The sequence below is a fragment of the Microbacterium sp. LWH12-1.2 genome, from assembly GCF_040675825.1.
Taxonomy (GTDB): Bacteria; Actinomycetota; Actinomycetes; order Actinomycetales; family Microbacteriaceae; genus Microbacterium.
The window spans coordinates 1482414-1504383 of record NZ_JBEGIJ010000001.1; the positions used below are offsets into that span (position 1 = coordinate 1482414).

22 protein-coding genes are annotated in these 21970 nt (G+C 67.9%); 3 read left to right on the plus strand and 19 right to left on the minus strand.

What is annotated here, in order from left to right:
• Positions 1-19: 19 nt before the first annotated feature.
• From MRBLWH12_RS07160 to MRBLWH12_RS07170, 3 genes are read left to right on the plus strand one after another with little or no spacing between them, the layout of a single operon-like run.
• Complete coding sequence (locus MRBLWH12_RS07160; RefSeq protein ID WP_363547610.1) at positions 20-694, plus strand: lysoplasmalogenase family protein; 675 nt, start codon at positions 20-22, stop codon at positions 692-694.
• Positions 691-1059 (plus strand): RNA-binding S4 domain-containing protein, encoded by a 369-nt coding sequence (locus MRBLWH12_RS07165; protein ID WP_363547613.1) that lies wholly within the window; start codon positions 691-693, stop codon positions 1057-1059. The genes MRBLWH12_RS07160 and MRBLWH12_RS07165 overlap by 4 nt, the downstream gene beginning before the upstream one ends.
• A 52-nt stretch (positions 1060-1111) precedes the next feature.
• Positions 1112-2683 (plus strand): HNH endonuclease signature motif containing protein, encoded by a 1572-nt coding sequence (locus tag MRBLWH12_RS07170; RefSeq protein ID WP_363547616.1) that lies wholly within the window; start codon positions 1112-1114, stop codon positions 2681-2683.
• 126 nt (positions 2684-2809) lie between these two features.
• Here MRBLWH12_RS07170 and MRBLWH12_RS07175 read toward each other — a convergent pair whose 3' ends face one another.
• The 19 genes from MRBLWH12_RS07175 to MRBLWH12_RS07265 form a co-directional block, all read right to left on the minus strand.
• Positions 2810-3748 carry an NUDIX hydrolase gene (locus tag MRBLWH12_RS07175; protein ID WP_363547619.1) on the minus strand — a complete coding sequence of 313 codons (939 nt, stop codon included), beginning with the start codon at positions 3746-3748 and terminating at the stop codon, positions 2810-2812.
• A gap of 65 nt (positions 3749-3813) precedes the next feature.
• Positions 3814-5334, minus strand: coding sequence for a ribosome biogenesis GTPase Der (gene der / locus MRBLWH12_RS07180; protein ID WP_363547622.1), 1521 nt, complete (start codon positions 5332-5334; stop codon positions 3814-3816).
• Positions 5327-6001 carry a (d)CMP kinase gene (cmk, locus tag MRBLWH12_RS07185; protein WP_363547625.1) on the minus strand — a complete coding sequence of 225 codons (675 nt, stop codon included), beginning with the start codon at positions 5999-6001 and terminating at the stop codon, positions 5327-5329. The genes der and cmk overlap by 8 nt, the downstream gene beginning before the upstream one ends.
• A complete protein-coding gene (locus tag MRBLWH12_RS07190) occupies positions 5994-7133 on the minus strand; it encodes a prephenate dehydrogenase (protein WP_414685040.1) in 1140 nt (379 codons plus the stop codon). Before MRBLWH12_RS07190 ends, cmk begins: the two co-directional genes overlap by 8 nt.
• A gap of 14 nt (positions 7134-7147) precedes the next feature.
• Entirely contained in the window at positions 7148-7975 is an 828-nt protein-coding gene (locus MRBLWH12_RS07195; RefSeq protein ID WP_363547627.1) for a pseudouridine synthase, read from the minus strand.
• Entirely contained in the window at positions 7972-8577 is a 606-nt protein-coding gene (gene scpB, locus MRBLWH12_RS07200; RefSeq protein ID WP_407358069.1) for an SMC-Scp complex subunit ScpB, read from the minus strand. The genes MRBLWH12_RS07195 and scpB overlap by 4 nt, the downstream gene beginning before the upstream one ends.
• Positions 8567-9397: a segregation and condensation protein A gene (locus MRBLWH12_RS07205; protein WP_363547630.1), complete on the minus strand. Its 831-nt coding sequence runs from the start codon at positions 9395-9397 to the stop codon at positions 8567-8569. Before MRBLWH12_RS07205 ends, scpB begins: the two co-directional genes overlap by 11 nt.
• Positions 9381-10214: a ParA family protein gene (locus MRBLWH12_RS07210; protein WP_341978378.1), complete on the minus strand. Its 834-nt coding sequence runs from the start codon at positions 10212-10214 to the stop codon at positions 9381-9383. The genes MRBLWH12_RS07205 and MRBLWH12_RS07210 overlap by 17 nt, the downstream gene beginning before the upstream one ends.
• A 157-nt stretch (positions 10215-10371) precedes the next feature.
• Positions 10372-11652: an ABC transporter permease gene (locus MRBLWH12_RS07215; protein ID WP_363551319.1), complete on the minus strand. Its 1281-nt coding sequence runs from the start codon at positions 11650-11652 to the stop codon at positions 10372-10374.
• Between the two features lie 44 nt (positions 11653-11696).
• A complete protein-coding gene (locus MRBLWH12_RS07220) occupies positions 11697-12419 on the minus strand; it encodes an ABC transporter ATP-binding protein (protein ID WP_363547633.1) in 723 nt (240 codons plus the stop codon).
• Positions 12416-14011: a hypothetical protein gene (locus MRBLWH12_RS07225; RefSeq protein ID WP_363547636.1), complete on the minus strand. Its 1596-nt coding sequence runs from the start codon at positions 14009-14011 to the stop codon at positions 12416-12418. The genes MRBLWH12_RS07220 and MRBLWH12_RS07225 overlap by 4 nt, the downstream gene beginning before the upstream one ends.
• Positions 14011-15021, minus strand: coding sequence for a hypothetical protein (locus MRBLWH12_RS07230; protein ID WP_363547639.1), 1011 nt, complete (start codon positions 15019-15021; stop codon positions 14011-14013). Before MRBLWH12_RS07230 ends, MRBLWH12_RS07225 begins: the two co-directional genes overlap by 1 nt.
• Before the next feature lie 139 nt (positions 15022-15160).
• A complete protein-coding gene (gene xerD / locus MRBLWH12_RS07235; protein ID WP_363547641.1) occupies positions 15161-16063 on the minus strand; it encodes a site-specific tyrosine recombinase XerD in 903 nt (300 codons plus the stop codon).
• A 2-nt stretch (positions 16064-16065) separates the two neighbouring features.
• A complete protein-coding gene (locus tag MRBLWH12_RS07240; protein ID WP_363547644.1) occupies positions 16066-16635 on the minus strand; it encodes an NUDIX hydrolase in 570 nt (189 codons plus the stop codon).
• Entirely contained in the window at positions 16628-18325 is a 1698-nt protein-coding gene (locus tag MRBLWH12_RS07245; protein ID WP_363547647.1) for a CTP synthase, read from the minus strand. The genes MRBLWH12_RS07240 and MRBLWH12_RS07245 overlap by 8 nt, the downstream gene beginning before the upstream one ends.
• A 17-nt stretch (positions 18326-18342) precedes the next feature.
• Entirely contained in the window at positions 18343-20034 is a 1692-nt protein-coding gene (gene recN, locus MRBLWH12_RS07250; protein ID WP_363547649.1) for a DNA repair protein RecN, read from the minus strand.
• Positions 20034-20951 (minus strand): NAD kinase, encoded by a 918-nt coding sequence (locus MRBLWH12_RS07255; RefSeq protein ID WP_341974268.1) that lies wholly within the window; start codon positions 20949-20951, stop codon positions 20034-20036. The genes recN and MRBLWH12_RS07255 overlap by 1 nt, the downstream gene beginning before the upstream one ends.
• On the minus strand, positions 20948-21745 hold the full coding sequence (locus tag MRBLWH12_RS07260) for a TlyA family RNA methyltransferase (protein WP_363547652.1): 798 nt from the start codon (positions 21743-21745) through the stop codon (positions 20948-20950). Before MRBLWH12_RS07260 ends, MRBLWH12_RS07255 begins: the two co-directional genes overlap by 4 nt.
• Positions 21742-21918, minus strand: a complete 177-nt coding sequence (locus MRBLWH12_RS07265) for a hypothetical protein (RefSeq protein ID WP_363547655.1) — start codon at positions 21916-21918, stop codon at positions 21742-21744. Before MRBLWH12_RS07265 ends, MRBLWH12_RS07260 begins: the two co-directional genes overlap by 4 nt.
• Positions 21919-21970: the final 52 nt, after the last annotated feature.

Sequence of the window (21970 nt, forward strand, 5' to 3'; positions counted from 1 at the left end):
ATCACCCTACGATGAGAGGATGCAGCGCGGCGCCCTCCTTTCACCGATCCTGTGGGCGTTCGTTCCCTACGCGGTGATGTCGTTGCTCCACGTCGCACTGCTCGCCTTCGACAATCCACTCGCGACGCCGACCAAGCTCAGCCTCATGCCGCTGTTGGCACTTCCTGTTCTGATCGCAGCTCCACAACTGCGCCCGAAGGCGACGATCGCTTTCCTCCTCACCGCCATTAGCGCGTCGTGGCTCGGAGACGGCGCCGTCTCGTTCTTCCCCGCAGCGCCCGAGCTTCCCCTCATGCTGGGATTCTTCGGCATCGCCCACCTCGCGTACATCGCCCTGTTTCTCGGCCTGCTGAAGCGCCGCAGACTCCCGTGGTGGACCGTCATCTATGTCGCGTGGTGGATCGCCATGATCGCGACACTCGGCTCGCACACCGGCGGGCTCCTCATCGCCGTTGCGGCTTACGGTCTCGTACTCGCCGGCACCGCCGCGTTCGCCGCGCGGTGCCACCCGCTGGTCGCGACAGGCGGAGCGTTCTTCCTCGCCAGCGACACACTCCTCGCATTTCAGCTCTTTCTGCCCGACTCCCTGCCTGCGTGGAGCAGCCCTGCCATCATGCTGACCTATACGCTCGGACAAGGACTGATAGTCGGCGGTGCCCTCCTCGCCCTGCACAGACGGAGCACCTCATCATGAACGCCGCACGTGTCGACAGCTGGCTCTGGGCCATTCGCATCTACAAGACCCGCTCCGCAGCGACGACTGCATGCCGCGCCGGGCATGTACGCGTGAACGGCGAGAAGGTGAAGGCCGCGCAGCAGGTGCGCATCGGAGACGAGCTGCGCATCAGGATCGCCGGATTCGACCGGATCCTGGTGGTTCGTCAGCTGCTCGTGAAGCGTGTCGGCGCACCCGTCGCCGTCGCGGCATATGAAGACCGGACACCGGAACGCGAGCCGCAGGCCGCCCTCGGTCTCCGCGATCGTGGAGCCGGTCGACCCACGAAGCGCGAACGACGAGACATCGATCGCCTGCGAGGGCGCGAAGACTTCACGGACTGAAAAGTCCTGACATCACCCTTCCAACATTCGAACATATGTACGATACTGGAGTATGGCCAGTTTCACTCCGGATGACGTCGAGCAGCGTCAGGTGCTGCTCGACTCCTGGGTGCAGACAAGGCGTGAGATCGCCGCGCTCGAGGCGCGAGCGGCGGGGCTGCTGCACGAGCGGCTGTCGGTGCTGGATGCGGATGTGCGTGAGTCTCCGTTCCACCGCGATGCGATCCACCGGTCGATGATCGCGGAGTACTCCGCCGCCGGACGCGTGTCCACAGGCAGCGTCGAGTACGCCTTCACCGACACCCGTGATCTACACGGCTGGTTGCCTGTGACGCGTGCCGCGTTCGAGGCTGGGGAGATCACGGCGGCGCACGTGCGAGAGATCGTCCGCGCCGGCGGCATCGTCCGCGAGGCTGTCATCGAGGGGCGAGTGGATGCTGAGACCCTCTGCCTCTTCGACACCGCTGCGACCGTCGCCGCCACCGGAGACACCCCCGCCCGCACCCGGGCACTGGTTCGCCAGATCGCAGCCGCCCTCGCCGGAGAGACTCTCGTCGACCGGCACACCCGAGCGAAGAGCGAACGCACCGTGACGATGCGTCCGGCCGGTGACGGCCTCGCACTGCTGATGGTCGTGCTCCCGGAATACCTGGCCACCGCGATCGTCGACCGTCTCACCAGGCTCGCGCATGAGATCATCGCTGCCCGCGACGACCAGGAGCCCGCTCTCGATCCCGATCTGCTCGACGACGGACCCGACCCGATCTACGAAAGCGACATCGACCCCAGCGCCGACTTCGCCCCTCGCCCCGACGTCGACTTCAACTCCAGCGCCCGTGCAGACTCCGGCGCCGGCGCAGACTCCCGTGCCAGTGAAGACTCCCGCCCCTTCGACTCTGGTGCAGACGCAGTCGCCGGCGCGATCTTCGGTGAATCCGACACCTTCACCACTGACCCGCATCCCGACCTCACCGCTGCCCCCTTGATCGACCCGCTCACGGATCCCGCGCACAGCCCCGACATCGAGCACTACCCTGCCGATACTCGCGGGATCGACGAGATCCGCGCCGACCTGCTCACCGATCTGCTCCTTGCCTCCGACCCGACCGCCGCTCATGGCACCGGACTCGACAACATCACCGCCCGGATCCAGGTCACCGTGGCCGCGACCACCATCGCCGATGCCGACGACCGCCCCGCAGAACTCGACGGGCACGGGCCGCTCCATCCGGATGCCGCGCGGGCCCTCGCCGGGGGTTCGAGCATCTGGACACGGCTGTTCACCGACCCCACCGGCATGATCACCGAAACCGATACCTACACTCCGACCGCGAGCATGCGACGACATCTCCGAGCCCGAGATCAGCATTGCCGATTCCCCGGATGCCGCATGCCTGTCCACCGGTGCGAGATCGATCACAATCACGACCATGCCAAAGGCGGCAAGACCGCGCTCTGCAACCTCGCACACTTCTGCACCGGGCACCATGTCCTCAAACACCCCGACGTCGATGAGCGACACCGCTGGAACGCCCGCCTTCATCCTGACGGCAGCATCCGATGGACCAGCCCGCTGGGCAACACCTACGTCGACTCTGCACCCCGGCGCGTCATGTTCGTCTGACACGACGCGGCTCTTCCCACAGCACTGCGGAAAGAATCGCAGCGCCATGAGAACTCAGCGGGAGAAATCCCACCCCGGCACGACGGAACCCGAGACGCCGCTGGACAGAAGCCCCTCACGCGACGGTCAAGACTCCCGGCGATTCAGAAGTCCCAGAAGCCAGCCGGCGGACTGGACTCGGGCGCCCGCAGCCGCAGCGCGAGTCTGCAGCCCCCGGTCACTCGTCACGACGGTGACGGACTCCCCAGCGGCCAGTCGACCTTCAGCCTCTGCGACGATCGCGTCATCGCCCGACGCCTCCGCGCGCACCACAGCAACGTCAGAAAAGGCAGCAACACGCGAACCGTCAGCACCACCCTCGACATCAGGCATGTCCCGCGCCTGCCCCTCGACGACGAGCACGACCTCGGGGAACCACACCGATCCGGCCACGTCGAACTCCTCTGCAGGAACACCGAGTCCCTCCAGACGCGAACGCAGCCGCGCAGCGGCGCCCGCTCGATCCTTCCACCAGCCGTCCGGTACCGAGCCGACGACATTCGCCCCATCCACCACGAGCGACGACCGCACCGACAGCAACGAGCGCAGCACCGGCCACGCGTCACTGAAACCAGGATGCAGTGGACGCTCCGCAACCTCGTCGATCGGAACCCACTCCAGCGCAACGCTCTCCGGGTCGCTGATCACCGGCTCGAACGCGACCTGCACATCGCCGACGACCGTCGTGTACGACCAGATCCCCAGGTCCAGCACACTCGTGAAGCGAGGACGCACGGCCCCATCCGGGATCCCCGCCTCTTCCTGAGCCTCACGCAACGCGCCGACGATGGCACTCTCGCTCTCGTGGAGCGCACCGCCAGGCAACCCCCAGGTACCACCGAAGTGGCTCCACGACACGCGATGCTGCAGCAGGATGCCGCGCTCGGAATCCACGGCGAGCAGTCCGGCGGCGCCGAAGCGCCCCCAGTACTTCTCCCCCGCGTCCGACACGACCCAGGCATCGCCCGGATCACGCGGCCCCGAAGGTCGTCGGGGCTCACCAGGGGAAGGGGGAACGATCGTCACCCCTTCACCCTTTCACAGCATCCGCGCCGCAGCGCCCAAGATCTCACAGAAGACGGCGACCGCGATCAGCGCTGGCGCTTCTCCCGCACGCGCATGTTGATGACGATCGGAGTGCCCTCGAAGACATACAGCTCGCGGAGGCGGCGCTGGATGAACCGGCGATAGCCGGGGTCGAGGAATCCGGTCGTGAACAGCACGAACGTCGGCGGACGCGTCGACGCCTGCGTACCGAACAGGATGCGCGGCTGCTTTCCGCCACGCAGCGGGTGCGGGTGCTCGGCGACGAGCTCCGCGAGGAAGGCGTTGAACTTGCCGGTGGGGATACGACGGTCCCAGCTGTCCAGCGCGGTCTCCAGCGCCGGAACGAGCTTGTCGAGGTGGCGGCCGGTCTTGGCCGAGATGTTCACGCGCGGCGCCCAGGCCACGTGCGCCAGGTCCTGCTCGATCTCGCGCTCGAGGTACCGGCGGCGATCCTGGTTCTCCAGATCGTCGTCGTTCAGGCGATCCCACTTGTTGAAGGCGAGAACGAGTGCACGCCCCGACTCCAGCACGAGATCGATGATGCGCACATCCTGCTCGCTGATCGTCTCCGAGACGTCGAGGACGACAACTGCGACCTCCGCCTTCTCGAGCGCGGCAGACGTTCGCAGCGACGCGTAGAAGTCCGCACCCTGCGCCATGTGCACGCGACGGCGAATACCGGCGGTGTCCACGAGACGCCACAGCTTGCCGCCGAGCTCGACGACCTCGTCGACGGGGTCGCGCGTGGTGCCGGCGAGCTCGTTCACGACGACCCGCTCCTCCCCCGCAGCCTTGTTCAGCAGCGAGGACTTGCCCACGTTCGGCCGTCCGAGGATCGCGACACGGCGGGGTCCGCCGATCTCGTGCTTGGCGACCGCAGACACCTCGGGCAACGTCTTCAGCACAGCGTCGAGCAGATCGGCGACGCCGCGACCGTGGATCGCGGAGACCGGATACGGCTCGCCCAGACCCAGGCTCCACAGCGAAGCCGCTTCCGGCTCCTGACGCGCGTCGTCGACCTTGTTGGCGATGAGGAACACCGGCTTGCCGCTCTTGCGCAGCAGCTTGACGACATGCTCATCGGTGGAAGTCGCCCCCACCATCGCGTCGACGACGAACAGCACGACGTCGCAGAGGTCGATCGCGACCTCTGCCTGCGCCGCAACCGAGCGATCGATGCCGCGGGCATCGGGCTCCCAGCCACCGGTGTCGACGAGGGAGAAGCGCCGGTCGGCCCACTCCGCCTTGTAGGTCACACGGTCACGAGTGACACCAGGAGTGTCCTCGACGACGGCCTCGCGGCGTCCGAGGATGCGGTTCACGAGCGCGGACTTGCCGACGTTCGGCCGCCCGACGATCGCGACCACCGGCAGGGCCGGCAGGAACTGGATTCCGTCTTCGCCCAGCGTCACGCCGGCGAGAAGCGCGGCATCCTCATCGTCGAGCTCGTAGTCGGAAAGACTCGCGCGCAGCGTCTCGGCGCGCGACTCGGCGAGCTCCTCGTCGAGCGCGTCCATCTTCTCGGCGAGCTGGTCGGGGCCGCCTTCGTATTCTTCGTCAGCCATTGTGAACTCCTCGGCGTCGTTGGATCACCGTCAGCACGGCATCGATGGTCTGGGGGAAATCTAGGTCCGTCGAGTCGACGACCTCGACGCCTTCTGCGGCGTTGAGGAAATCGACGACGGCACTGTCAGAGGCGTCGCGGCGATGCAGCGCCTCGGCGACGGCCGCGGCGTTCTCTCCGGCGAGTTCACCGGCACGACGCGCCGCACGCACCTCGGGCGCGGCGGTCAGCAGGATCCGCACCGGAGCGTCGGGGGCGACGACCGTGGTGATATCGCGGCCCTCGACGACGACGGCGGGATACGGGGCTTCTGCGACGAGAGTACGGAAGAGCCGATTCACCTGCTCGCGCACCTCCGGCACCCTGGCGACACCGCTCACCGCGCCGGAAACCCGCGGTTCGCGGATCGCGTCGGTGATGTCGGCGGCGCCGACACGCACGGTACGGATGTCGGGGTCGAGACCGAGAGCGAGAGGAAAGTCGGATGCCGCCGACCGGACGGCCTCGGCATCCGCCGTGTCCGCGCCCTGGTCGAGAACGTGCCACGCGAGCGCACGATACGCGGAGCCGGTGTCGAGGTAGCCGAAGCCGAGCTTCCGGGCGACCGCCTTGGAGACGCTGGACTTGCCGGAACCGGCCGGGCCGTCGATCGCGATGAAATCAGTCATTGGTTGTCCCCGCGATCCGCCATCCGCGTTCCTGAAGCCCCACGATCGCTCCGTGCAGAGCCGCCGGGTCGACGCTGATCTCAGCGAGACCGAACTGCGCCCCCGGCGAGTGCTCCAGGCGGAGGTCTTCGACATTCACTCCGAGCTCACCGAGCTCACCGAACAGGCGTCCGAGCTGGCCGGCCGTGTCATCCACCATCACCACGAGCTGCTCGAAGCGACGGTTCTGCCCGTGCTTGCCTGGGAGGCGCTCGACACCGTCGTTGCCCTGACGGATCGTCTCGGCGACGATCCGGCGTGCGCCCGGCTCCTCCGGCGCACGCAGCGCAGCGGAGATCTCCTGAAGGTCGGCGGCAAGGTCATCGAGGATCTCGACGACCGGTCCCGCATTCGCACCGAGGATCTGCACCCACAGTTCAGGAGCGGATGCCGCGATCCTCGTGGTGTCTCGCACGCCCTGCCCCGCGAGGCGCAGCGCGCCATCCTCCGCAGTCGCGAAACGGCCGGCGAGCAGGCTCGCAACGACCTGCGGCACGTGCGAGGTGAGCGCCACCGAGCGGTCGTGCTCTTCGGGAGTCATCTCCACCGGCATCGCGCCGACGTCGAGAGCGAGGGCCTCGACGAGGGCGAGATCAGCGGGGCGGGTCTCCTCATCACGGCAGACGACCCAGGGGCGCCCGATGAACAGATCGGCACGTGCCGAGATCGCGCCACCGCGCTCACGCCCGGCGAGCGGATGGGATCCGATGTACCGCGTGAGGTCGACGCCGCGCTCTTGCAGTGTGCGGAACGGCTCGAGTTTCACGCTGGCGACGTCGGTGACGACGGCGTCGGGGTAGCGCACGAGTTCGGCCTCGATGACGGAGGCGGTCACGTCCGGCGGCACCGCGACGACGATCAGCGTCGGCTGGTCATCCGCTGTCTCCGCGCGGCCAGCGCCGTAGTCGATGGCGAGACGAAGCTGCGAAGGCGACGTATCGGCGAGGACGACGTCCACACCCTTGGCACGCAGAGCATGACCGATGCTCGCGCCGAGCAGGCCGGCTCCGACGACCCTGACCGTGCCGGACACTCGGGGAGCGACGACCGATCGGGGCGCGGCGACAGACGTCGATCGCTCCCCTGAAGGCACACCCGTGGTGTCGGTCACTCGTTCTCCTGCTGCTGCTCGCCTGGCGCCACGGCGGCACCGGAATTCTGGCGCGCGAGAGTCAACAGCGCACCGAGTTCGATTTTAGTCAGTTCGCGCGTCTTCCCAGCAGGGAGCGTTCCCAGGTGCAGCGGGCCGAACTGCCGCCGCACCAGCTCGGTCACCGGATGGCCGACCGCAGCCATCATCCGGCGGACGATCCGGTTGCGACCGGAATGCAGCGTGAGCTCCACCAGACTCGACTGCTTTCCGCTCACCGAGTTGGTCGATACGTCCAGGAGTCGCGCCTTGTCGGCCGCGATCGGGCCATCCTCCAGCTCGATGCCCTTCGTCAGCTTCGCGATGATCTGCGCGGTGACAGTACCTTCGACCTTCGCGATGTACACCTTGTTCACGCCGAACGACGGGTGCGCCAGCACGTGCGCGAGTTCGCCGTCGTTGGTGAGGATGAGCAGGCCGCTCGTCTCGGCATCCAGTCGCCCCACGTTGTAGAGGCGCTCCTCGTAGTCCTCGGTGAAGCGGCGGAGATCCGGGCGTCCGTTCTCGTCCCGCATCGTGCTCACGACCCCTGTGGGCTTGTTGAGCATCACGTAGCGCTTGGAGACATCGAGCTGAACCGCCGTGCCGTCGACGTCGACGAGGTCGTGCTCCGGGTCGATCCTCCGGCCGAGCTCGGTGACGACCTCGCCGTTGACACGGATGCGACCCTCGACGATGTAGTCCTCCACCACGCGTCGCGAGGCGACGCCGGCGGCGGCGAGCACCTTCTGCAGGCGGATGCCGTCGGGCTGCTGGGTCGTCGAGTCGGTCGAAGCCTCGTTCATCGGATGGTCCCTTCATCGAAGCCGTCTGCGCCGTCGTCGAGCAACGGGGAGATCGGCGGCAGGTCGTCAAGTGAGTTGATGCCGAGGTGCTGCAGAAGAGCATCCGTCGTGCCGTAGTTGATCGCGCCGGTCTCGGAATCGGCGAAGAGTTCGGTGATGAGGCCGCGGGCGAGGAGCGTGCGCACGACGGAGTCCACATTGACCGCTCGGATCGACGCGACCTGACCCCGGGTCACCGGCTGCTTGTAGGCGATCACCGCGAGGGTCTCCAGTGCCGCCTGCGAGAGCCGAGCGGGCGCCTGTCCGCCGATGAACTCGGCGACCAGGTCGTCATGGTCTTCGCGCACATAGAGCCGCCAACCGCCGCCCACCTCGCGCAGTTCGAAACCGCGTCGCGGTCCGTGTCCCTTGCCGTCGTAGTCGTCGACGAGGGTCTCGATCGCCTGTCGCACGGCGGCCACCGGCGAACCGACGGCGGCGGCCAGAGCGACGAGGCCGATCGGCTCGTCGATGATGAGCAGGATCGCTTCGATCCGCTCCGTCAGCGGGGTGTCGACAGCGGCGACGTCCGTTTCCGCGTTCTGCATCACGTCATCGGTCATAATCGGCTCCCAGGGTCGCCAGCGTCTCGTCCGACCAGGAGTCGGCTGCCCAGCGGAGCGTCAGCTCGCCGAGCGGTTCCAGTTGTTCGAAGGACAGCGCCGCGTGCCGATAGAGCTCGAGCACCGAGATGAAGCGCGCGACGACGATGCCCGGCTCCCACACTCCCGCCACGAGCTCGCGGAACGACAGGGTCTCGGCACCGCGCAGCAGAGTCACGACGATCGCCGCCTGTTCACGGATGCTGACCAGCGGCGCATGCAGATGATCGAGGCCGACGTGCGGAATCTCCTTCGGCGCGAAGGCGAGGAGCGCGAGGGCGGCGAAGTCATCGGGAGTGAGCGACCACACCAGTTCGGGGGTCTTCTTGCGATGCTTCTCGTCGAGGCGCACCGCGCGCACATGCCGACGGTCCTCCCGCCGCAGACACCGCGCGAACCACGCCGAGACCTCTTTGAACGCCCGATACTGCAGCAACCGGGCGAACAGCAGGTCGCGCGCCTCGAGCAACGCGACCGCCTCGGCGTCGACCAGCTCCCCCTGCGGGAGGAGGCCGACGACCTTCATATCGAGCAGAGTCGCCGCGACCACGAGGAATTCCGATGCCTGATCGAGTTCTTCGTCCGGACCCAGCTCGCGCAGGTAGGCGATGAACTCATTGGTGACCGCGCTCAGCGATACCTCGGTGATGTCCATCTCGTGCTTGGAGATGAGGTTCAGCAAGAGGTCGAAAGGTCCGTCGAAGTTCGACAGGGAAACGCGGAACCCGGAATCGGGGACGGCGTCGGTGGGCTCTGGAGCCGTCTCAGGCGACAGCGCCACGGGCGACCAGCTCCCGCGCCAGCCGCAGGTACGCCTGTGCGGCGGCGTGCTCCGGCGCGAACTCGGTGATCGGCACACCCACGACGGACGCGTCGGGGAACTTCACGGTACGGCCGATGACGGTCTCGAGAACGTCGTCCTGGAACGCCTCGACGACACGCTCCAGCACCTCGCGCGAGTGCAGCGTGCGCGGGTCGTACATCGTGGCGAGCAGGCCGTCCATCGTGATCGACGGGTTCAGCCGGTCGCGCACCTTGTCGATCGTCTCGATGAGCAGGGCGACACCGCGCAGCGCGAAGAACTCGCACTCCAACGGAATGATCACGCCGTGCGCGGCGGTGAGCGCGTTCACGGTGAGCAGACCGAGGGAGGGCTGGCAGTCGATCAGGATGACGTCGTACTCCCCCGCCACCTGGCGGAGGACTCGGGCGAGGATCGTCTCACGCGCCACCTCGTTGACGAGGTGCACCTCGGCGGCGGAGAGGTCGATGTTCGCCGGCATCACATCAAGACCTTCGACGCCGGACGGCACGATGGCGTCGTGCGCGTCACGCTTCGTGTCGAGCAGCAGGTCGTAGATCGTGGGCACGTCGTGGGTCTGGATGCCGAGACCGGCCGAGAGCGCGCCCTGCGGGTCGAAGTCGACGGCGAGAACCTTGCGTCCGTACTCGGCGAGGGCAGCTGCGAGGTTGATCGAGGTCGTCGTCTTGCCGACGCCGCCCTTCTGATTGCACAATGCGATGATGCGTGCAGGGCCATGCGAGGCCAGCGGCTCGGGGGTCGGGAAGCCGTGATATGGGCGTCCGGTGGGTCCCATGGGGGTGTCGTCGGCCTGTTTCGCCTTCGCCCTGGACTTCGCCGCTTTCTCAGCCACCGATTCTCCCGCTTCCCTCGTGCTCGCTCGATTCTAACGGCAGGGCACTGGAGACGTCTCCCCGGCGCGCGGCGCACGCCGGGGAGACGTCATCGACACGTCATCCGCCGCGGAGAGCGGCGACCGGTTCGATTCGCGCAGCCCTTCGCGCCGGATACCAGCCCGATGCCCAGCCGACGACTGCGCCGAGCACAGCGCCGGCGATCGCGACCAGAGGATCCGTGACCGGAGACCACCCCTGTACGACGGCGACGACGATCACGGCGATCACGCCGAGCGCGGCTCCGATGAGGCCGCCGATGAAGCCGATGACGATCGACTCCACCATGAACTGCGAGCCGATCTGCCGCCTCGTGGCACCCAGTGCGCGGCGCAGTCCGATCTCGCCGATCCGCTCCATGACGGAGAGGAGGGTCACGTTGGCGATACCCAACCCCCCGGCGAGGAGTGCGATCACACCGAGGATGAGGAAGACGACATTGACGTCGGCCTGGACGCTCTGGCTGAGATCGGACGCCCCGGACGGAGCCCGCGCCTCGAGCGTGTCCGGCTCATCCGGCTGGAGCGCGATCACGGACTGCTCGGCGACCTGCGGGCCGGCTCCCACTGCGATATGGATGCTCAGCTCTGCCGGAGCCTCGAGCCCGAAGTCCGCGCGCGCCGAACCCATCGGGATGATCACCGCATCCTGCAGGTCGGTGCGCCGTTCCATGCCGTCGACGATGCCGATCACGGCGTACGCGACGCCCCCGATGAACACCGAAGGCTGCGAATCGACCCGGTTGATACCCATCCGTTCCGCCGCCCGCACCCCGAGCAGAGCGACGCGATCCGCCCGCTCATCGTGCCCCTCATCGAAGGCGCGCCCTGTTGTGATCCTGCCGTCGACCGTCCCGATCAGATCGCCTGTCGATGCGAAGAGACGGGGCGACGCGGGTGCGGGAGCCGACGGGTCATTGACCGGAACAGCGGTGATGGTCTCATCCTCGGCCAGAGTGACTTCGCCGAGCAGAACAGCGGACTCCACGCCCGCCAGCAGCTGCACCCGATCCGCGGAGTCCCACGGGAGGCGACCGGCGGCGACGGTCGTGTTCTTCGAGCCGGAGGTCGCTTCGGTCGGCGTGACCAGCACCTGGGTGGCGGCCACCCCGTCGAATTGACTAGCGATCTGCCCTGCCGCGGTCTGCGCGAAGCCGATCGTCGCCACAAGGGATCCGATTCCGAGGACGGTTCCGAGGATCGTCATCACCAGCCGTGCGGGGCGTGAGCCGATATCTGCGGTCGCCTCGGTGACGAGATCCTGGAACGTGAAGCGATCGGCATGCTTCACCTCGGGAACGAGCGGCGCGGCGCCCACCGACTCGTCGGGCTGCTCCGCCATCGGGCCTTCGGCATCCGCCTTCTTACGCCGCCACGGCCAGCGGATCACAGCTCGGTCAATCTGCCGTCGGCGATCCGGATACAGCGGCGCGCACGTCGAGCCACCGCATCGTCGTGCGTGATGACGATCAGAGTGAGCCCGTCCGCGTTGAGCTCCTCGAACAGCGACATGACCTCTCCGGAGGTGCGCTGATCCAGGTTCCCGGTCGGCTCATCGGCGAGCAGCAGTCGGGGTCCGCTGACCACGGCCCTCGCGACGGCGACACGCTGACGCTCACCTCCGGAGAGCGACCCGGGATAGAAGTCGACGCGATGCTCGAGCCCCACTCGGGTGAGGGCCTCCCGCGCCCGCGACTCGCGCTCTCGACGAGGAACACCGCTGTACAGCATCGGCATCAGCACGTTGTCGAGGACCGTGCGCCGCGGAAGCAGATGGAACGACTGGAAGACGAAACCGATGAAGCGCGCCCGGGCGGCCGCCCGCTCGTCGTCCGAGAGATCGCCGGTGAGCGACCCCGCCAGCCGGTACTCGCCGACGCTCGGGCGGTCCAGAAGACCGAGGATGTTGAGCATCGTCGACTTGCCGGAGCCGCTGGGGCCGACGATCGAGATGTAGTCGCCCGCGGCTGCCGACAACGTCGCGCCCTTGAGCGCCTGCACCTCGGGTGGACCAGGAAAGGACCGCGTCACATCACGGAGTTCGACCAGCGGTGGCGCCACCGCTTCGTCCGGCGAATCGAGGATGACGTCGGCGAGAGGCTGGCTCACCGCCCGACCACCACGAGCTCGCCCTCTTCGAGCTCACCCTCCGTGGGTGTGATCTCCACCGCGCCGCGGGCGGCGAGTCCCGTCTTGACGACGACGATCCGGGTCTCCGCGTCCTCCCCCTTGCGCGGATCCGATTCGACGACCTCAACCCGTGACTCGCCGCCGGGTCCAGCCGTGAGCGCGGCGAGCGGGACGGAGAGAACATCGCCTTCGGTGGCCCCGACGGCGATCTTGACCCGCACATTGTTCCCCTGGAGCTGCTGGATCTGCTCCGGTGTCAACGGATCCGGATCCAGGAGCACCTCCCAGCGCGCCTTGCTGTCCTTGCCGGCGTTCAGCGCCGAGATCACCGCGCGATGCTCTGTGCCGTCCGGCAACTCGAAAGTGCCTTCCGCTCCCACCTTGAGCAGACGAGCGTCGGCCTCGGCCGCTGCGCCGGTCAGCCGTACCGTGGCACCAGACACCGTCATCGACGACCCGCTCACCGTGTCGCCGCGCTTGACGTTGACCGCGTCCACTCGTCGCGGGAGCTCCGTGAGATAGAGCACCTCGCTCGACGGCAGGAAGGGAAGCACGCTCTGGCGCGCCGTCTCCAACGCCTGGTTGGCCGCCTCGACCTGCGCGTATGCCGAGTCCAGCATCGCGCGCTCCGCGCCGGTGTTCTTCGCCGCCCAGAGCTGATCGCGCTCGAGTTTGGCGGTCTGCAGGTCCCACTCGGCCTGCTGGACTCCCTCGCCCTTGGCCTTGGCATCGGCGAGGGCCTGCTCGGCCTGAGCAACCTTCACATCGGCCTGCCACGCCTCCACCTTGCTGGGGCCGGAACCCGCAGCGTCCAGCGCGGCCTGGGCCTGGCTGACGCTGTCGTTCGCACTGCGCACGTTCTCCTCTGCGGATCGCACTCCCGCGGTCGCATCCTCGCCGGACGACGGCGTCGGATAGCCGGCCTGAGCGTAGAGCTGGCCCACGGCATCGGCCGTCGCCCCGTCGAACACGTCGGAGCCTACATCGCCCGGGTTGATCCCGACTGCGACGAGTGCCTGCTTGAGCTGCAGCACGTCCGGGCCGGACACTCCGACGCGCAGAGTTCGGTACGCCGGAAGCTCTCCTGGCAGCACGATGACAGGGCGACCCGCCACCTCCAGCGCGATGGAGAGCGGGGTGAAGGTCGCGCCGACGGCAGGAACCTGCCCGGTCACGACGGCCCGCTCTCCTGTGCCGGTCGTGTCGATCGTGACCTCGACGGCATCCGCGTAGCCGACGTCCGCGCGCAGCGTCACGTCGTTGCTCAGCGATCCGAACTCGACCGGAACCGTCACCAGCCCGGGCTCAGGGGTATCCCCGTTCGCCTCAGCCGGAGAGATCAGGAAGTGCCCGATCAGGAGGCCGGCGACAAGGCTGACGACAGCGCACGCCGCCACGATCCACAGCGTGCGGTTTCCGCGCAGCACACGGCCCCAGCCGCTGACCTTCGAGGTGTCGGCGTCGGCGGACGCGTCATCCGCATCGCCGTCGGTCTCGCCGTTGATCTCGGCTTCGAGGTCGGCTTCGATATCGAGCGGGAACGCCGTCGTGGGGGTCTCGTCTTCTCGCATCAGTTGCTCTGCTCGGCCGCCGCCTTGAACGCCTCGAGGTCTGCCTTGTTGTCGGCGATGAACTTCTCCTCCTGGGCGAACTGGATCTTCAGCGACTTCTCCAGGTACGACGTCTCCTTGCGGCACTCCAAGTCCTTCAGCGCCAGCTCGACCTCACGCTCGCCGAGCTTCTTCATCTCGGGGCTCTTGCTGGGGTCCTCGACGGTCTCGGGGTCCACAGGGGTGCTGCCGTCGCCGTACGCGGCCTCGTAGATCTTCTGCTGTTCGTCGGAGATCGACATCGACGCATCGGACTGCGCCTTGAACCCGGGTTCACCGGCGTCGGCCATGCACGCTGCCCATGCCGCGTTGAGTTCCTTGAACTCGGGCGATTCCTGCGTGCCCGACCACAGCTTGTCCATCTTCTCGCGAAGCTCGGTGAACTCGTCCGACTGCCACGGGTCCTCGCCCTGCACCTCGTGCTGCGCCCGGCCCTGGCAGCCGGCGTCCTCCCACTTGTACTCGTAGGTGGTGCCCTCGGCGATCTCCTCCTCGGGGGGAGCGCCGTAGAGCGTTTCATAGTAGGCGGTCTGCTCCGACTCGCTGAGGGATGCGACGTAGTCCGCATTCGGGTCGGCCGTCTCCTCGGGCGGGTTCTCCTCCATCTGCTCGTTCCACGGGCTGTTCACCATGCCGTAGCCGTACTTCTCGACCCATTCGCGCGACTCAGGGTCCCACTCGCCTCCGTCATCGGAGAACACCGTGCCGTTGTTCTGGGTGTTCGGCTTGTACTCGAAGCCTTCCTCAGCCATGCACTCCGCCATGGCTTCTTCCTGCTTGCGGTTCTGCTCCTCGAACTGCTTCTGCTGCTCCTCGGGAGACAGATCGCCACCCCATGCCGCGGAGAGGTACTTGTTCAGCGGCGAATCCTCGTAGTCGAGCTTGTCAGCGCCGGGCCCGCCCGCGCAGCCGGCGAGAGCGAAGACGAGAGCGGTGGTCGCGACGAGCGCGAGGGAACCGGGGGATCTCATGGGGGAAACTCCTTCGTGGGTCCGGCAGACGTCGGACGACTCCGCTCAGGATAGACAGAGTCTCCCGCACTCCGCGTCCCCCTTTCGGGGGACTTCAGGACATTCACATCTTTTCGGAACGGAGGATGCTAAAGGACGATCAGCGGGCTCGCGGATGAGACGTGGCGTAGATGTCGCGCAGGGTGTCGACCGACACATGCGTGTAGATCTGCGTGGTCGCGACAGAGGCGTGACCGAGCAGTTCCTGGACGACGCGCACGTCGGCACCGCCCTGGAGCAGGTGGGTCGCGAACGAATGGCGGAGGGTGTGCGGCGAGACCTCCGCGGTGATCTGAGCACCCTCGGCGGCCGCGCGGATGACGAGCCACGCGCTCTGCCGGGACAGGGGTGCCCCCCGCGCGCCGAGGAAGAGCCGTGCCGATGCGCGCCCCTTCGCCGCGAGCCCAGGGCGCACACGGGTGAGGTAGGCGTCGACGGCGATGCGCGCGTATGAGCCCAGCGGGACGATGCGCTCCTTCGATCCCTTTCCGCGCAGACGCAGAACGTCGCCGTGGGCCAGATCGTCGACATCGAGCCCCACCGCTTCGGACACGCGTGCCCCGGTGGCGTACAGCAGTTCCAGGAGCGCACGATCGCGGATGCCGAGGGGCTCCTCCGCTGAAGGCGCGGCGAGCAGGCGCTCCACCTGGTCGATGGTCAGCGCCTTCGGCAGCCGCTGCGGCGCCTTCGGGGGCCGCAGGCGGCCACTCGGGTCGTCCGCCTCAATACCCTCTCGTGCGAGGAAACGGTGCCATCCACGGACCGACGACTGCAGACGGGCGAGGCTGGTGGCAGCGGGCGGCGGGTCCGCTGCAGAACGGTCGGCGATGAATCGACCGACGACCGCCGGGGACACGTCGACCGTCTCCTCGATGCCGTTCTCGACGAGCCAGTTCCGGTACCCGTCCAGATCACGCCGATACGCGGCGACCGTATGGGCGCTCAGCCCGCGTTCGATCGTGATGTGCCGCAGGTAGGCATCCAGCGCCCGATCGAGCAGCACAGCTACGCCCCGCCGACCCCGCGCCGCTCTGCCGCGAGCACCCCGATCGACAGGATCGCGTTGCGCATCCGTCCCTCGAGCACAGCATCCACGGCCTCGCTCAGCGGCACCCACTCGACGCGGATGTCGGCCTCCTCGTCGGTGCGATCATGAGCGGTGGCCGCCCGGGAGATTCCGGTGGCGAGGAACAGATGGATGATCTCGTTGTTCCCGCCCGGCGTCGTGTATGTCGACACCAACGCCTCCCAGTGCGCTGCCGTCACATCGGCCTCCTCCGCGAGCTCGCGCTGAGCGGCGAGAAGAGGCTCCTCCCCCTCGATATCGAGGAGGCCGGCCGGCAGCTCCCAATCGCGGTGGCGGATCGGATGCCGGTACTGCTGGATCAGCAGCACCCGCCCTTCGTCATCCACCGCCACGACCGCGACGGCACCGGTGTGGTCCACGTACTGGCGCACGAGCTCGCCGTCGCCGTAGCGGAACCGATCGGAGCGGACATCCCACACCGCGCCCTGGTAGACCTTCTCGCTGGCGACGATCTCCGGCGAGAAGGGCTCGTCGCGCAGGTCAGTCATCTTCGCTGACATCGAACAGTTCGCTGGAGCGGTGCCGTTCGATCGCCGCGCCGACCAGCCCGCGGAACAGCGGGTGCGGAGCGGTCGGACGTGACCGCAGTTCCGGGTGCGCCTGGGTGGCGATGTAGTACGGGTGCACGTCGCGCGGCAGTTCCACATACTCGACCAGGTCGAGTTCGGGGTTGAGTCCGGAGAACACCAGACCCGCCGTGGAGAGGCGGTCCCGGTAGGCGTTGTTCACTTCATAGCGGTGACGGTGACGCTCGGAGGCCTGCGGTGCGTCGTAGAGTTCCCGCGCCAGCGAGCCCTCGGCGAGATCCGCCTGATAGAGGCCGAGGCGCATGGTGCCGCCGAGGTCTCCGCCGTCGAGGATCTCGACCTGTTCGGCCATGGTCGCGATGACCGGCTCCGAGGTCTCCGGATCGAACTCGGTGGACGAGGCACCGGCGATGCCGGCGACGTCACGGGCGTACTCGATGACCATGCACTGCAGGCCGAGGCAGAGGCCGAGTGTGGGGATGCCCTGCTCGCGCGCGAACTTCAGTGCGCCGAGCTTGCCCTCGATGCCACGGATACCGAAGCCGCCCGGCACGCAGATGCCGTCGAGCTCGGACAGTTGCGCCTGCGCCCCCTCTGGCGTCTCGCACAGATCGGACGGGATCCAGCGGATGTTGACCTTGGTCTCCTGCGCGAAACCGCCGGCCTTGAGCGCCTCGGTCACAGACAGGTAGGCGTCAGGCAGATCGATGTACTTGCCGACGAGACCGATCGTGACCTCGTGCTTCGGGTTGTGCACGGCGTGCAGCACCTTGCTCCAGCGGGTCCAGTCGACCTCGTCCGCCGCCTTCTGGTCGAGACCCAGGCGGCGCACGATGTAGGAGTCGAGCCCCTGATCGTTGAGCGTCGACGGGATGTCATAGATGCTCGGCAGATCGACCGTGTTGATGACGCCTTCGACGTCGACGTCGCACATCAGGGCGATCTTGTTGCGGTTGCTCTCGCTCACCGGCCGATCGCTGCGCAGCACCAGCGCGTCCGGCTGGATGCCGACCTGACGGAGGGCAGCCACGGAGTGCTGAGTCGGCTTGGTCTTCTGCTCCCCCGATGCCCCCATGAACGGCACCAGCGAGACGTGCACGAAGAACACGCTGTCGCGGCCGAGCTCGTGGCGCAACTGACGGGCGGACTCCAGGAACGGCTGCGATTCGATGTCGCCGACCGTGCCGCCGACCTCGGTGATGATGACGTCCGGGCGTGGCTCTTCAGAAGCCTGCAGGCGCATCCGGCGCTTGATCTCATCGGTGATGTGCGGGATGACCTGCACAGTGTCACCGAGGTACTCGCCGCGGCGCTCCCTGGCGATGACCTGCGAGTAGATCTGCCCCGTGGTGACGTTCGCCGCCTGCGAGAGGTTGATGTCGAGGAAGCGCTCGTAGTGCCCGATGTCGAGATCGGTCTCGGCACCGTCGTCGGTGACGAAGACCTCACCGTGCTGGAACGGGTTCATGGTGCCAGGGTCCACGTTCAGATACGGGTCGAGCTTCTGCATGACCACGCGGAGTCCGCGTGCGGTCAGGAGGTTGCCCAGGCTTGCTGCGGTGAGCCCCTTACCCAAAGACGAAACGACACCACCTGTCACAAAAATGTGCTTGGTCGTGTCGTTCTTGGGGCCCGCGGCAGAAGAGTTCATCACGGGCTTCGATCCTATCAGGCAACAAGGCCGCGGAGGCTGAGAAGTTCTCTGGCGTGTGTGAGCGCGGCGTCCGAATCCGTCAGTCCGGACAGCAGTCGCGCCATCTCGGCTTCCCGCTCCGCACCCTCCAGCCGTCGCACGCTGGAGGCCGTGACCGCGCCGTCGCTGGCCTTGACGACCGAGAGGTGGTTCGAGGCGAAGGCCGCGACCTGCGCGAGATGCGTGACGACGATGACCTGGGAAGATTCTGCGAGCCGGGCGAGTCGCCGGCCGACCTCGATCGCCGCGGCGCCGCCGATGCCCGCATCGACCTCGTCGAAGACGAACGTCGGCACCGGATCGGTGCCGGCGATGACGACTTCGATCGCGAGCATCACGCGGGACAGTTCGCCGCCGGAAGCGCCCTTGGAGACGGCGCGCGGCTCGGCACCGGGGTGCGGAGCCAGCAGGATCGACACGTCGTCACGACCGTGCGCGCTCTCCGCACCGACGGCGACGGAAACCTCGAGGCGTGCGTCCGGCATCGCCAGCGCGTGCAACTCGTCGGTGACGGCTGCGCCCAGTCGCGTGGCGGCATCGGTTCGTGCCGCCGTCAGCTGTGCTGCTGCCTCGTCGAGCACGGTTCGCGCCGCGTCGCGCTCCGCCTCCAACCGTTCGATTCGTTCGCCGTCGTCGTCGAGTTCGGCCAGTCGCGCGGATCCGGTCTCCCAGAGTGCGAGAGCCTCGTCGAGCGAGCCGTGCGCACGGGTCAGCGTCGTGAGCGCAGCGCGGCGCTCCTCGACGGCGGCCAGCTCGTGCGGACCGGACTCGTCGAGATCGGCGAGGTAGGCCGACAGCTGGCCTGCCAGATCGGCGATCCGGTATCCGACGTCGGCGAGGCTTTCGGCGATCTCCGCGAGCTTCGAGTCAGTCGCACGCTCCAGTGCGCGCCGCGCCTCGGCGACGAGCGCTGAGGCATCGGCATCGCCTTCGTCGCTCGACAGCGAGCCCCGGGCGAGCGCCGCGGCGAGCCGCAGCTCCTCCGCGTTCGCCAGTCTCTCTGCCCGTTCCGCGAGTGCGGTGTCCTCCCCCGTTTCAGGAGCGGTGGCCTCGATCAGCGCGAGAGCCTCCCTGAGCCTGCCGGCCTCCTCGGCGCGTCGATCGCGGTTCTCCGTGATCTCGGTGATCTCCGCATCGAGTTCGCGCCACCGCGTGAAGGATGCCGTGTACGCATCGAGGCAGGTGCTGATCAGCGCTCCCCCGAAACGGTCGAGCGCATCGCGCTGCTCCACGGAGGAGCGCAGCCGCAACTGATCGGACTGACCGTGCACGACGACGAGTTCCTCGGCGAGTGCGGAGAGCACTCCAGCCGGCGCGGCACGGCCCCCGACGCTCGCCCTGCTGCGCCCTTCGGCGCTGAGGGTACGGGAGACGTAGAGCTCGGCGAGCCCGTCTCCTGCCGGTTCGAGGTCGCCGCCGGCATCAGCGACGATGTCGGCGATGTCGCCTGCGGATGGCACGATCCAGACGCCGGCGACCGATGCCTGCCCTGTGCCGGCGCGCACGGCGCCGGAGTCGGCGCGCTGGCCGAGCAGCAGCCCGAGTCCCGTCACGACCATCGTCTTGCCCGCACCGGTCTCGCCGGTGATCGCGGTGAACCCCGGCCCGAGAGGCAGCACCGCATCGGCGATGACGCCGAGCCCCTGCATCCGCATCTCCTCGATCATCAGGCGGTTCCCGCGCTCTGGCCGCGCCAGCCGTCGACCGGCAACTGGAACTTGCGCACCAGTCGATCGGTGAAGGCAGAGGGATGCAGGCGTGCGAGTCGCACCGGGCGTGAAGAGCGTCGCACCACGACCCGTGCACCCGGCGGCAGGTCGTGCGAGCGCCGGCCGTCGCACCAGAGGATGCCGGAGCCGTCAGTGCGCTCCAGCATCTCGATGGCGACGGCGGCATCCGGGCTGACGACGAGCGGCCGCGCGAAGAGCGCGTGCGCGGACAGCGGCACCACGGCGATCGCCTCGACGCTTGGCCAGATCACCGGTCCGCCGCCGGAGAAGTTGTACGCGGTCGAACCGGTCGGCGTGGACACGACCATCCCGTCGCAGCCGAAGGTGGACAGCGGGCGGCCGTCGATCTCGAGCACCACTTCGATCATGCGCTCCCGGCTGGCCTTCTCGACCGTCGCCTCGTTGAGCGCCCAGGTCTCGTAGATCACGGCTCCGGCGGCGTCTTTCACCCGCACGGACAAAGCCATCCGCTCCTCGACGTCGTAGTCACGGGCGATGACGCGCCGCATGGCGTCGTCCATGTCGTCGCGTTCGATCTCGGCGAGGAATCCGACGTGCCCCATGTTGATCCCGAGCACGGGCGCTCCGCAGCCTCGAACCAGCTCCGCGGCCCGCAGGATCGTGCCGTCGCCGCCGAGGACGACGGCGAGTTCGAGAGCGGACTGCGCCACGGTGCCGCCGAGCACGTCCACGTCGGCGAAGCCCGCATCGACCGCAGCGAGTTCGGCGCGGTCATCGGCCGACAGAACGGGTCGCGCTCCGGCATCGCGCAGCGCCTCGACCACGCGTCGGGCCGCCAGGACGGTGTCCTCACGACCGGCATGGGCGACGACCAGGATGTAGCGCTCGTTCATCGTGCCCCCGCCAGTGCGTTGATCGTCTCGGTCCATTCTGACGGATCGGATCCGCGCTCCGGTGCAAGGTGCACGAGATACTCCGCGTTGCCGTGCGTCCCGACGATAGGCGACGGCAGAATGCCGAGCATCCTGAGTCCGACATCCCAGGCGCTCCAGACGGTGCGCGCCACGGCATCCGCTCGGGTCGCAGGGTCTGTGACGAGTCCGCCGCGGACAGCCGTGCGTCCGACTTCGAACTGAGGCTTGATCAGGAGCATCACGTCTGCGGTGGGCGCGGCAACCTTCGCGACCGCGGGCAGCACGAGCTCGAGGGAGATGAAGGAGAGGTCGCCGACGATGAGGTCGGGCGGGGTGTCCTCCCCGGTCACCTCGGCGAGATTCTCCGGCGTCATGTAGCGGACGTTGTACCCCTCGACCGGTGTGACCCCGGGGTCCGCAGCGATCGAGGGAGCGAGCTGACCGTGGCCGACGTCGACAGCGAGCACGCGCCGGGCGCCGCGCTCGCGCAGCACCTGAGTGAACCCACCGGTCGATGCGCCCATATCGAGGGCCAGGCGGCCGTCGACCGCGATGCCGAAACCATCGATCGCCGCGATGAGCTTGTGCGCAGCGCGTCCGACGTAGTGATCAGTGCCGGCGACTGCGAGCTCGGCACCGTCGTGCACGGGTGTGGACGCCTTGATGACCGGTCGGCCGTCGACGCTGACCAGGCCGTCCGTGATGAGCGCGGCCGCATGATTGCGTGAACGGGCGAGGCCTCGGGCTGCGAGGGCGACGTCGAGACGCGTCATCGGGATCCTGTGGTCTCCCGCTGCTCGAGCTTCGCGCCACCCTCGAGCCGGCGGGAGAGCTCGTCATGCAGCGCGGAGTAAGCCTCAGCCCGAGCCGGGAGCGGCTGCCCTTCGATCAGGCGCAGGCGACTCCACAGACCGTCGGTCGGCGTGCTCGTCGAATCTTCGCTCACAGCTTCTACTGTACGCGGAGGGGCGGACAGCGGGCGATGCCACGGCGTACCA